The sequence below is a fragment of the Larkinella humicola genome (genome assembly GCF_008727875.1).
In the GTDB taxonomy this organism is placed as follows: Bacteria; Bacteroidota; Bacteroidia; order Cytophagales; family Spirosomataceae; genus Larkinella; species Larkinella humicola.
This window is the reverse complement of the sequence record NZ_VTWS01000004.1, coordinates 229864-242468: the sequence shown is the minus strand read 5'-3', so window position 1 is coordinate 242468 and position 12605 is coordinate 229864. Positions and strand designations below refer to the sequence as shown.

At 53.4% G+C, this 12605-nt stretch carries 10 protein-coding genes and 1 riboswitch; of the genes, 4 read left to right on the top strand and 6 right to left on the bottom strand.

Translation table 11 applies throughout. The features are described 5' to 3' along the window. The first annotated feature begins 2 nt into the window (after positions 1 to 2). From F0P93_RS17015 to F0P93_RS17005, 3 genes are read left to right on the top strand one after another with little or no spacing between them, the layout of a single operon-like run. The gene (locus F0P93_RS17015; protein ID WP_150877991.1) at positions 3 to 1454 is read left to right on the top strand and encodes a RagB/SusD family nutrient uptake outer membrane protein; all 1452 of its coding nucleotides are present in this window, start codon (positions 3 to 5) and stop codon (positions 1452 to 1454) included. A 40-nt stretch (positions 1455 to 1494) separates the two neighbouring features. Further along, positions 1495 to 2763, top strand: a complete 1269-nt coding sequence (locus F0P93_RS17010) for a DUF3472 domain-containing protein (protein ID WP_225309519.1) — start codon at positions 1495 to 1497, stop codon at positions 2761 to 2763. Between the two features lie 17 nt (positions 2764 to 2780). Continuing rightward, a complete protein-coding gene (locus tag F0P93_RS17005; protein ID WP_150877988.1) occupies positions 2781 to 3881 on the top strand; it encodes a GHMP family kinase ATP-binding protein in 1101 nt (366 codons plus the stop codon). Between the two features lie 313 nt (positions 3882 to 4194). Beyond that, positions 4195 to 4302, top strand: a riboswitch (SAM riboswitch). Positions 4303 to 4457: 155 nt separating this feature from the next. On the opposite strand, the gene F0P93_RS17000 is transcribed toward F0P93_RS17005, so the two are convergent. From F0P93_RS17000 to F0P93_RS16975, 6 genes are all read right to left on the bottom strand, one after another. Then, on the bottom strand, positions 4458 to 4946 hold the full coding sequence (locus F0P93_RS17000; protein ID WP_150877986.1) for a DUF6644 family protein: 489 nt from the start codon (positions 4944 to 4946) through the stop codon (positions 4458 to 4460). After that, entirely contained in the window at positions 4943 to 5299 is a 357-nt protein-coding gene (locus F0P93_RS16995) for a DUF6152 family protein (protein WP_150877984.1), read from the bottom strand. Before F0P93_RS16995 ends, F0P93_RS17000 begins: the two co-directional genes overlap by 4 nt. A gap of 90 nt (positions 5300 to 5389) precedes the next feature. After that, positions 5390 to 6154, bottom strand: a complete 765-nt coding sequence (locus F0P93_RS16990; protein ID WP_150877982.1) for a carboxypeptidase-like regulatory domain-containing protein — start codon at positions 6152 to 6154, stop codon at positions 5390 to 5392. Positions 6155 to 6273: 119 nt separating this feature from the next. After that, on the bottom strand, positions 6274 to 7011 hold the full coding sequence (locus F0P93_RS16985; RefSeq protein ID WP_114408651.1) for an ABC transporter ATP-binding protein: 738 nt from the start codon (positions 7009 to 7011) through the stop codon (positions 6274 to 6276). Positions 7012 to 7060: 49 nt separating this feature from the next. After that, a complete protein-coding gene (locus F0P93_RS16980) occupies positions 7061 to 7561 on the bottom strand; it encodes a hypothetical protein (protein WP_150877980.1) in 501 nt (166 codons plus the stop codon). A gap of 41 nt (positions 7562 to 7602) precedes the next feature. Next, positions 7603 to 10632 (bottom strand): tetratricopeptide repeat protein, encoded by a 3030-nt coding sequence (locus F0P93_RS16975; protein WP_150877978.1) that lies wholly within the window; start codon positions 10630 to 10632, stop codon positions 7603 to 7605. Positions 10633 to 11031: 399 nt separating this feature from the next. Between F0P93_RS16975 and atpD the strand changes: the two genes are divergently transcribed. Further along, entirely contained in the window at positions 11032 to 12555 is a 1524-nt protein-coding gene (gene atpD / locus F0P93_RS16970; RefSeq protein WP_150877976.1) for a F0F1 ATP synthase subunit beta, read from the top strand. Positions 12556 to 12605 lie beyond the last annotated feature (50 nt).

The following is a 12605-nucleotide window of genomic DNA, read 5'->3' as shown; positions in this document are numbered from 1 at the left end:
CCATGAACTTCTCTCTTTCGCGCTTTTTGTTGCTGGGCTGTGTGGTGGTAACCACCTCCTGTGAAATTGATACAACCCCGTACAACGGTTTATCCGAGTCGGCCATTCTGCAAGGGGTGCAGGGGCTTCGGGCGGCTACCGACGGAAATTACACCTTCCTGAAAGAGTCCGACTACACCCGTAACCTGTTCATTATGAACGAATATCCGGGCGACAACCTGACCCTCAGCGGAACCACTACCGATGCGCTTTTTCTGACGTATACCTACCGGCACACCTCCGATCAGGCCAACGCGCTCCAGATTTACCGCAAAGCCTATCAGGTTATTGTCGGCGCCAACAAAGTGATTGCGGCCGTTCAGGAAGGAACATCGAAGGAAATGGATCAGATTCTGGGCGAGAACATCTTTCTGCGCGCCATGGTCCATTTCGAGCTGGTCCGGCTTTTCGGACGGCCGTATGCCCAAAGTCCGGAAACGAATCTGGGCGTAATCATCAAAACCGACACAAAAGCCGACGACAATGCCGCCCGGGCGACGGTGAAAGAGGTCTATGCGTTTGTGGTCAGCGAGTTGCAGAAAGCCGCCAAGCTGATGACGGTGACGCGCACCAGCAGTTATGCCACGGCTGCGGCCGCCAACGCGCTGCTTTCGCGGGTGTATCTGTACATGAATGACAATGCCAACGCTATTAAATACTCCGATCTGGTGATGGCGGAAAACCGGTTTACGCTGGCCACCCCGACGCAGGTTCCCGATTTTTACACGGTGGAAAATGAGCAGAACAAGGAAGTTATTCTGGCCATTAAACACACGCTGAAAGACGACCGCGCCTGGAGTTCACTGGGTTCGATGCTCTACACCTCACCGGGTGGCGTCGGCTGGGGCGAGGTTTACGCGTCGCAGGACTATCAGGATCTGGTGAACAAAAACGCGAACGACAAACGACGGACGTTTCTGGTTCGGAAACTGACGGCGCAGGGAGCGCAGGAAAAGCGGAACGGCATCGACAAAGTATACGTCACGAAGTTTTCCAACCAGGGCGGTATTGCGACGCTCAGCTCACCGATTCTGCTGCGGCTTTCGGAAGTATACCTGAACCGGGCCGAAGCCTACGCCAAAACCGGGGCCACGGACAAAGCCATCGCGGATGTCAACCTGATTCGGCAACGGGCGGGGCTGACCGGCACCGAACTGTATTCAGCAACCGATCTGAAAGGATTGCCAACGGTTCTGGACGTGGTGTTGCAGGAACGTCGGCTGGAACTGGCGTTTGAGGGCCACCGGGCGTATGACCTCTACCGCAACGGCCGGAGCCTGGTTCGGAATTATCCCGGTTATCACAACACCACAACCGGCCAGCAAACCGTTCCGGCGACCGACAAACAAGTGGTTCACCTGATTCCTGAAGCGGAAATTGTGCTAAATTCCAACCTGAAACAGAACCCCTTGTAGTGACCTTCGAATGACTATCCTAAATCCAATCCTTTTTTTAGTGAGTACCTGGTTTTTCACGCTGACCGGCGATTCGCACGATGCGAATCGCCGGTCGGTTCCCATCGGCGGCAACGCCTGGGTAACGAAACCGTCTCATTCTCCCGAAAAAATCACCAACGACGGCCTGACCGGCTGGACCCATCCGGAAAGTGTCGTTTCCACCTACATCCGGTTCGACCGCGCCGGAACGCTGAAACTATCGGCCACGATGAGCGTTCCGGAAGGCGAAAGCAAGATCCGGGTGAGTGTATTGAATAAAGCCGTCGAGTTTTCGGCCAGCGGCAGTACTGACAAGGACTATTACGTCGGCGAATGGGCCGTTCAAAAACCGGGCTATGTCCGGATTGACTTACAGGGCCTGACCAAATCCGGCCCGGTGTTCGGGCAGCTTCGTGAACTCGGTATCAGTGGCGATTTAGTCGATGACAGGACGGTTTTTGTCCGCAACAACCAGGGCAATTATTTTCATTGGGGCCGGCGCGGGCCGTCGGTTCACCTGAAATATGCCACCCCGGACAATTCGGATTCGGAGTGGTTTTACAACGAAATCACGGTTCCGGAAGGCAACGACGTGCTGGGTTCCTACTTCATGGCGAACGGTTTTGCGGAGGGCTATTTCGGGATGCAGGTCAATTCGCCGACCGAACGGCGGATTTTATTCTCGGTCTGGAGTCCGTTCAAAACCGACAATCCGAAAGACATTCCCGACGATCAGAAAATCTTGCTGGAGAAAAAAGGTGAGGGCGTAACGACCAACGATTTCGGCAACGAAGGGTCCGGTGGCCAGAGTTACCTTCGCTATCCCTGGAAAGCGGGCCGAACCTACCGGTTTTTGCTCCGGGGCCGACCAACGGAAAACGGGTACACCACCTACATCGCCTATTTCTCCGATGCTAAAGACAAAGACTGGCAGTTGATCGCCAGTTTTAAACGCCCGAAAACGACGACGTACCTCAAATCGCCCCACTCGTTTCTGGAGAATTTCATGCCGAATACGGGTAATACGTCGCGGCAGGTGGCTTTTGGAAACCAGTGGGTTCGGAGCAAAGAAGGCGTCTGGCAGGAATTGGCAAGCGCCAAATTTACCGGCGACGCCACCGCCCGGGCCGGTTTTCGGCAGGATTACGCGGGCGGTTTACAAGCCGGTGAGAAGCAATTTTTCCTGAAAAACTGCGGTTTTTTTGACGACAATGTCCCACTCAATACCGATTTTACCCGAAAACCGCTCAAAAAAGCACCGTCGATTGATTTTTCCCGATTACCCTAATTTGTGATTGTTTGATTATGTCCTTTCCGCTGTCTATATCCACGCCGGGTCGCATCTGTCTATTCGGAGAACACCAGGATTATCTGGGCTTGCCCGTTATTGCCGCTGCCATTTCCCAACGCATCCGGATTACCGCCGAACCCACCACGAAGCCGGAGATTCGGCTGTTTCTGCCCGACATCGACGCCGAAGAGCGGTTTTCGTTGGCAACACTGCCGCTGACGTACCGGCAAGACCGGGATTACTTCCGCAGCGCGGTCAACATTCTGTTGCGGGAAGGTTTCCGGTTTTCGACGGGGGTTCAGGGCGAAATCCGGGGAGAGATTCCCATCAATGCGGGTACATCCAGTTCCTCGGCCCTGCTGATCACCTGGTTGGCCATTCTCGCTCAATTCGCCGACAACCCGAAAACGCTGGCCCCCGAAAAACTGGCGGAACTCGCTTATGCCGCCGAAGTGCTGGAATTTGGCGAACCCGGCGGCATGATGGACCACTACGCCACGGCGGTTGGGGGCGTAATTTACCTGGAATCCGTTCCGAACATTCACCTCGAATCGTTTCAGCCCCAACTCGGCGCGTTGGTGCTGGGCGATTCGCGCCAGCCGAAAGACACCATCGGCGTTCTGAAACACGTCAAATTCGGGATGCTGCGGGCGATGGAAAAAATAAAACAGTATGACCCGGCCTTTTTGCTCACGACCTACCCGCTGGAAGCCGCCGACGAATACCGGTCGATCCTGACGCCCGACGAAATGGCGTTGCTGAAGGGCAACCTTTCCGACCGAGACGTCTTGCGGGAAGCCCTGACGATGTTCAAAAGCGGAACCGTCGATCACCAGCGGCTGGGCACTTTGCTCACCACTCACCAGGCCAGTTTGCGGGATGCCAAGCGCGTTTCGACGCCTAAAATCGACCACATGATCGACGAAGCCCTCAAAGCCGGTGCGTACGGCGGAAAAATCAACGGTTCCGGGGGTGGGGGCTGCATGTTTGCCTACGCACCCGAAAAACCCGAAGCCGTGGCCGAAGCCATCGAGCGGGCGGGCGGCAAGGCGTACATCATCCGGGTCGATCAGGGCGTTTCGGTTCTGCCGCAACCTCTGTCGGTTGAAGATTAAGCCTGACACATTGAGCATTGTTCCGGTGCCGTTAGGCATCTGATGTTTGTAGGCACACCGCTACGGATGCTTTCAGCCGCCTGCCGTAGGTAGGGGATGGTTGACTACCTACAGCAGGCGGCTTTTAATGAGGCTATTGATCTAGAGACATTCTGCCTCTACGAGACGATTCACAGTGAAAATTTATTTATTTCACTATTACCCTATAAAAAATATAGATTTAGTTTGGAATATAAAAAATCGTGTTCTACTTTTGTATCGTTATCTCAATTACTACTTCTGGTAACCAGTAATTGCCGGTGCGCCGGTTCGAGATTTATACAGAAAGGGGGAGAGACAGGCTCGATGAACCCTTAGCAACTTTCCGAACGATCCGAGGAATCAGTGCTAACCTGCCTAAATAAATTAGGAACTATAAATTAACAACCATCATGAAAACGCAAACAACGCAGCAACGTTGTGACCCCGATCAGGACTGGCATCTTTGTCCGATCCGGTAAGTCACACACCACACAAATGCGAATAGCCAACGACCAGAGTCATTGGCTATTTGCATTTTCAGCCTTTCTTTTTCGTTCAATAGGCCAGCAAGCGGCCACAGGCAATGGTCCCCAGCCAGAGTAGAATGGAACAAACGGCCGCGGCTTTTGCGCCAACCGGAATTCGACCGGTTTTCCAGGCAGTCGTTGAGCGAAAGGTTATTCGGTGAAAAACCGCCACGTTGATGCCAGCAACGGCCAAAAGCGCCATTTTCAACCAGAAGGTCGGGTCTTTTCCCAGCGCTTCAGCGTTGGTGCTGAACAGCAGCAAACCGGAGGGAATCACCAGAATCATCCCCCTCCGCGACCAGGGCAGTACGTGTGTGGCTAGATCGGCAACCGGTATTTTTTTCGAAAAGCCCAACAGCCGGAAATCAAACAGAAACGCTCCGCCCACCACCAGAACGATCCCGACGATATGCACAATTTCCAGGACCGGATACAGCCACAGCGACTGACGAACAGCAACGGCCAGCGTACTGTTTTCAATGCCTTGCAGCCACTCGGCGGGAATGCTCAGCCTCATTTACGCAATTCGTACTTCTTCCCGTCGATGAAGATGCGTTCCGCCCGCATTTCATTTTTGACGGTTTTATGTGGATAACCCACCACCCGCATCGAACTGCCTTTTTTCAGCATGGCCGCGCTTACTCCCCGCTCGTTCATCCGGCTTGTGGGGGCCAGGTATACCAGCCACGTTTTGTCCTTGTCTTTCACTTTGGCCGTGGCATGCGGATTTTCGTACTTCGATTCCTCGATGGTGCCGGTATAATCCAGCACTTTGGTCTGGTCATAATCACCCCAGCCGTGGTGGAGGGGCGCAAAGGCGGTTCCGAAGAAAAAGAGTAGCGCGAACGAAGCGATTTTGAGCAAGTTCATGATTGGCTGGGTTTTAAGAAGAGCAAAGACCGGAGAGCAGAGATCAATATCTCCTCAATCAATAACGTGCAAAAAAGCAATTTGTTGATGTCAGCCTTTCTCCTGCACGAGAAAATCCTTCAGGCAACCGCGAATCGCGACGATCAGGTCATATTCGGTTGATTCCAGAACGAATTTTTCAGGAAGTTTACAGAATTGCATGAAAGCCGTCAGCCGCTCCTCTTTTAGCTCCGTGATGCGCGAAATCCAGATGGGGTCCAGCCGCGCCTGGTAGCGTTTCCTGTTTTGCTCGGCTTGGGTGAATTGCTGTAATTTCCGCTCGTTTTTGGCTTCTTTGCTGAACTTGCCGTACAGCGCAGAAACCGGCCCTTTCAGCGTCATTTTGGGGGCCAGAGTCGCGTAGTCGTAGCCCATACGCCCAATGTTTCCCATGGAAATGCCGACGAGTTCCGGCGGTGTCTTGATTTCGATGAGCGGTTTTTCGGCAATGTTCAGCTTCATAAATTCCTGCTTGAAGCGGCTTTCGGTCCAGCCTTTGATGACGACTTCGTTCAGCATTTTCACATCCTGAACCATCTCAATCACCAGTTCCTGCTCCGTGGGCGGAACGGGGAGCTGGACGGTTTTATAACCAATGCAGGAAATCAGCAGGGTGTCGTTGGGGAAAGCCGTAATCCGAAAATGACCGGCTTCGTTGCTGAGGGTGGCCCGGCGGAGCGACGTGTTTTGAACGGTGGCCGACACGATCGGTTTCTGGCTGCTTTTATCAACTACCGAACCGCTTCGGATGTCCTGAGCGCTGCCGACCGCTGCCGTTAGTACCGAAAACAAAAAGAAAAGTAGTGCTTTTTTCATACCCGCTGGAAACCTGTGCTATCAACCGAACGCAAACTAACCGTTTTTAGGATAAGCCGCGTGGATTTTAACATTTTTTAGGTTTCCGGGAGCCGCCGAATCAGCGCCAAACCGTCCGGTCAATGTTCTTCTTCGGCCGTCTGAATGAACGCTCTGGCTTTGCGGATATTGGCGTTCATGAGGTCGGTTTCAATCAGCCCATCCCGGAGCCGGACAATGCGGTGGGCGTATTCGGCAATGTCTTCTTCGTGCGTCACCATAATAACCGTGTTGCCCTTGCTGTGAATCTGATCGAAGAGATCCATGATTTCGTACGACGTCTTGCTGTCGAGGTTACCCGTCGGCTCATCCGCCAGCAGAATACTGGGATCGTTCACCAGTGCCCGTGCCACGGCCACGCGTTGCCGCTGACCACCGGAAAGTTCGTTGGGACGGTGGCCCGCCCGATGTTCCAGCCCGACGTTTTTCAGGGCCTGCATGGCTTTTTCTGTGCGGTCGGCTTTGTTAAACCCCGCATAAATCAGCGGCAAGGCGACGTTTTCCAGCGACGTCTGGCGGGGCAGCAGGTTGAAGGTCTGGAACACAAAACCAATTTCCTTGTTCCGAACTTCCGCCAGCGCATTTTCGCTCATATTGCTAACGTCCAGGCCATTCAGAATATACGTGCCGGACGTGGGCGTATCCAGGCAACCAACGATGTTCATGAGCGTCGATTTGCCCGAGCCCGACGGTCCCATAAACGCCACGTATTCGCCTTTTTTGATCGTAATGGTCACCGATTTCAACGCTTCGATGACTTCACTGCCCATCACATACCGTTTTGAGATCTCGTTGGTTTCAATAATATTCTTGCTCATGATCAGTTAGAAACGTCAGCGCCATACGAAAACCGCATGACAACGGTGACTAGGTGGCGGCAATTTTGCGTTTACGCAAAAAATAATTTCGGACAAACAAGCCCGTCAGGATCAGCATTTCGGCATTCGGCAAGTCGGTCACCAGCTCAATGGTCCCTTCATCGGCCAGGAAAAGCCGGGTGCGGTCGTAATGAACAATTTCTTTACCGGTTTTTGATTCCGGCGTATCAGCCACGATACTCCATTCGTGCATCATGAAGTTTTCACGTTGCCAGGTGTATTTTTCACCGTTTTCGAGATGCACGACCGCGCCATTGAAACCTTCAAAATCAATCCGGCCAATGATTTTATTACCGGCGTTTTTGTCATGAATGTTGACCGAGTGAACCAGAAAACCTGCAACGTCAAAAAAAAGTTGAACCCCGTTCAGATGTGCATCGACATCCCGAACCAACAGGTCGCGGTGCATGCCCCCGACGACTTCCTCGCCATTCATAATCACCACGCTCCGGCTGAACGCTGCTTTAACCCAGTGAAGTTGCTTTTCCATAAAAGATGGGGAGTAGAAACCACCTCTTAAACTTACTCAATTTATTGAAATGCCTCCCGCTGTTTTTCAATCAACGCTCGTTTAGCCTGATAGCTTACCAGAAATGCCTGATAATCGGCAGGAGACGTGGCCGCCCGCAACCGCGCCAGACTCTCTTCGGCGTAATCGGCCAGGCCCAGATCGAGGCAAAGCAGGGCATACAGTTTCAGCAGGGCCGGATTCCGTTCATTCAGGGGCAAGGCTTCGAGAACCTGATTATAGGCTTTTTCGGACTGGCCGTTTTCCCGCTCAAAACCGGCTGCGGCTGCCACCAGTTCGGCCTGGAACGGTGCTTGCCGAAGCGCGCTTTCATACAACCGGCGAGCCTCAGCCGGTTGTTTTTTAGCCTCATAGGCCTGCGCGACTACCCGTTCTTTTTCCGCCTGAAAAGCCGCTATAACCGATTGCCGGGCGTCCGCAATCGTTTGGTCATATTGCCCTTTCGCATTCCGCAGCTGCAGGTAAGCGACGGTCATCGCGGAGCCGGCATAGGCATTCAGTTTCGCTTCCTGCGGGATTTGTTCGTACCAGCTTTGGGCAACCGGTACCTGTTTTAAAACCAGATACCGGCTGGCCAGTGTCGATGCAACAATCGTTTTCAGGTTATCATCCCGCATGGATTGGTACAACGTCCGTTGCGGCCCGGCCTGATCGATTAGGGGGTCATACAGCAGCACAAAGGCTTTTTCGAGATCGGACGAGGGTTGCTTTCGGCCGTATAAAACCTCCGCCAGACTCCGCACACCGGGGTCGTTCTGTGCGGCAATTTCCCAGAGCGGCCGGGCCATGAGCGGATCACCGGATTTGGTCAGCGCCAAGGCCTGATAATACATCGAAAGTGTATCGGCATTTTGCGCCAGCATATCGGCGGCCTTGCGATTCAGGCCCTGTTCCATCATCCAAAGTCCCGAGATGAAATGGTAAAACGCCCCGTTCTGCTGGTTGTCGCGGGCCAGTTGCTCGGTAATTTCAAAAGCGACGCGTTTGTTACCGGTATAATACTGGGTTGCCGATCGGGCAAAGAGCAAATCGTCCGTAAAATCCTGATTCGCCGGATTCTCGCCCATTCGTCTCAGAACCGTGAGCAAAGTCGTGTCGGCAGTCCGGTTTTGAACGGCATAATTATACAACCGGGCAAACCGTGACACATTCAGTCCTTCTTCCGTGTGCGGTTCATTGAGCCAGGCCGGACGCGGAACGCCCACGCTGTCGGCGGTATTCCGGAAAAAAGACAACGCGGCCCGGTTGGCTTCATACGATTCATACGTGCTTGGTTCGGCAGCATACGCCAGCGAATCGAGCGAAACCAGCCGTGGATTACGCGCCCAGAACGCCAGCAGATTGGTTTGCGGAACCTCTTCGCGAGCGGTGTTGCCGGTCGAAGCCGCCAGATAATAGTAGGCCGAATCGGCCACGCTGGTCCGGGCGTAGAGGTAGCCGAGGTTATTTTGCAATTCGCCGTTTTTGGGGAAAGCACGAATGCCCCGTTGCAGCATTTTGATTGCTTCAAACAACAGATTATCACCCAGCAACACCGACGTCAGCCCCACATAGGCCTGGGGTGAGGGCTGTTTCAACAACGCCTGATTGAAATAATAAGCCGCCGTGACCTTGTCGCCCTGCGTCAGGGCCAGCGATGCCAGGGCGTAATTGGATTTATGGTTTTGGAATTCACTGGCTAACGCGAGGGTATAATATTGCTCCGCCACGCGCAGTTCGCCCGTAGCGGCATGAAAATCACCCACGGTATTGAAATACCCGGCGGTGGCCTGCTTGAAGGTGAAGAAACTTTGGTAGGCCCCAATCAGAACCGTCAGCACAGCGGCAATCAAGCGGGTTTGCTGCAACGAAAGCTGAGTCGGTTTGTACAACACCTTGTAAACCGGCAGGCCCTGGCGGTAGATCGGCAGAAAATTAAAAAACACGTAAACGACAAATAACAATCCGCCAGCCAGGTGGGTATACACAATCATGTCTTCCAGAGCCTCCACCAGCGGATCGTTGGCCGAGGCAAAGGCGTAGGTGATGGTCATAACCGTGATGAGGGCCAGACCGAGGTACAAAAACGCCCCGCCATCACGAAACGACAGAAAGGCTTCATTCTGGCGCAATTGCTGCCGAAACCCCCAGATGCCCAGCACCAGCGAAACTATAAACAAAACGAAGGGGCTGATCACCACCGGATTCCAGGCAATCACTTTGGTGTTACTCAGCCAGATCAACAGCAGGTTGACGAGATACAACAAACTGATCAGCAGGAAATTGTTCATGCCCAGCGGGCGTCCCGAACCGTCGCTGCGGTTGGTGCGGGTCACCGAAGTGAGGTAGACCAGAGCGGCAATGCTTTCCGTTGAAATCCAGAAAATGAATCCCAGCGAGATTACCAGCAAACCCGGCAGCGCATAGCCCACAAAAGCCGATGCTGGTAAGGGCTGCCCGGCCAGCCGGTCGACCACCAGCCAGCCCAGCACGATCATGCCTGCGAAAACCGCAAGCCGAACGGGCAGCGAAACGTACGATTTGAACGCATGGAAATAATAGCTGACCAGACCGAGCGCCAGCACGACGAGCACAAACGGCAACCGCCCACCGAAAGCCGTTCCTAAAAAACCGGGTAGTTGCAGCACTTCCAGCCGGAACGTAGCGACGAGCACAATCAACACGCCCATGGCGATCAGATACGGCCAGCGTTGCAGCCGCGTGACCGCCGACAGAATGAATGCCAGCCCCAGGCAAATGCCCAGCGTAACCAGCTTGGCGGCCACCACATTCACCTGCATGGCTGACGCAACGAACTGTTCCGTAACGACATAGGCTTTACCCGCAACGGAGTAATCAAACAAACCGTCGGTAAAGGTGCCGATGGACGTCGGCAATTCCGTCAGCTCGCTCAGCACATCCCAGCGAACGACGTTTTGCAAACCTTTCATCCAGGCCCAGATCATGCCCGTGATGGCCGTAACGAATAGCAATAAACCCGCCCAGTAGGCGATTCGATGGGCGGTATTCCAGTTTTTCCAGAAAAAAAGCATAGGATCAAAAACGAACCGGCAAGTTTCAAAAACTTTGCCGGTTAAACTATCCATAGCAACGCTGGGGCGGATGAGTTAGTGCGTAGTGCCGGGTTTGATCCGGTAAATCCATTTATTTTTACCGCCCCGTAGCCAGGCGGATCAATTCCTCTTCAACGGTCCGAAGACGAGCCGCTTAACCTGTTTACATACAAATAAGACGGATTCCGGCGGGAATCTTTGTTTTGTGCAAACCGCAGGATTCGGGTTATTATCAGCGAACTAACTGGAACAAAAACGATTTCGTCTTGTAAATCTTAAAAATAGATTAAAAGGCAACTTGGGTTTAAGCAAATTATCATCTAATTTTGCGGTCGCATTGAGTACGCTTTTCCTATTAAAATTTCTCAACTTCATAGCATGACAACTGCAACAGCAACGAATACGGGTAAAATCACGCAGGTGATCGGCCCGGTTGTTGACGTGAGTTTTGAGGGCGAAGGGTCGCGGCTACCGTCGATTCTGGATGCTCTGGAAGTCACAAAAGCCAATGGCCAAAAAGTTATATTGGAGACCCAGCAGCACCTCGGTGAAGACCGCGTCCGGACGATTTCGATGGATGCCACCGAAGGACTGGAGCGCGGGATGACCGTGGTCCACCTGGGCACTCAGATTACCATGCCGACTGGCGACGGAATTCGCGGACGGTTGTTCAACGTCGTGGGTACGGCCATCGATGGGATTCCCCAGCCGAAAAGCACCGGCGGTTTGCCCATTCACCGGAACGCTCCGAAGTTTGAGGACCTCGCCACATCGACCGAAGTACTTTTCACCGGGATCAAGGTTATCGACTTGCTCGAACCCTACGCCAAAGGGGGAAAAATCGGTCTGTTCGGTGGTGCCGGGGTAGGAAAAACCGTATTGATTCAGGAATTGATCAACAACATTGCCAAAGCATACGCTGGTCTTTCGGTATTTGCCGGTGTGGGAGAACGGACCCGTGAAGGGAATGACCTGCTGCGCGAAATGATCGAAGCCGGTATTATCAAATACGGCGACAACTTCAAGCACTCCATGGAAGAAGGCGGCTGGGATTTGTCGAAAGTTGATCCGGAAGAATTGAAGGAAAGCCAGGCTACCTTCATTTTCGGTCAGATGAACGAACCTCCCGGAGCCCGCGCTCGTGTTGCCCTGTCAGGTCTGACCATTGCGGAACACTTCCGCGATGGGGACGGAACCGGACAAGGCCGTGACATTCTGTTCTTTATCGATAACATTTTCCGGTTTACGCAGGCCGGTTCGGAAGTATCGGCCCTTTTGGGTCGGATGCCTTCGGCGGTAGGGTACCAACCCACGCTGGCCACCGAAATGGGAACCATGCAGGAGCGGATTACGTCGACCAAACGCGGCTCAATTACCTCGGTACAAGCGGTTTACGTACCGGCCGATGACTTGACTGACCCGGCACCGGCCACGACCTTTGCCCACTTGGATGCTACGACGGTATTGAGTCGGAAAATTTCCGAGTTAGGAATTTACCCGGCGGTGGATCCGCTGGATTCAACCTCCCGGATTCTGACCGCCGAAATCCTGGGTGATGAGCATTACAATACCGCTCAGCGCGTGAAGGAGATTCTGCAACGCTACAAAGAATTGCAGGATATCATCGCCATCCTCGGTATGGAAGAACTTTCGGAAGAAGATAAGCAGACGGTAAACCGCGCACGTCGGGTGCAACGCTTCCTGTCGCAGCCGTTCTTCGTGGCCGAGCAGTTCACCGGTTTGAAAGGCGTACTGGTTCCGATCGAAGAAACCATCCGGGGCTTCAACGAAATCATCGACGGCAAGTGGGATCACCTGCCCGAAGCAGCCTTCAACCTCGTTGGAACCATCGACGACGCAGCCGCCAAAGGTGAGCGTCTGTTGAAGGAAGCGGGCAAATAAAGGTCGTTTAAGGTTTAAAGTCTAACGTTTAAGGTAGAACTTAGGCGTTA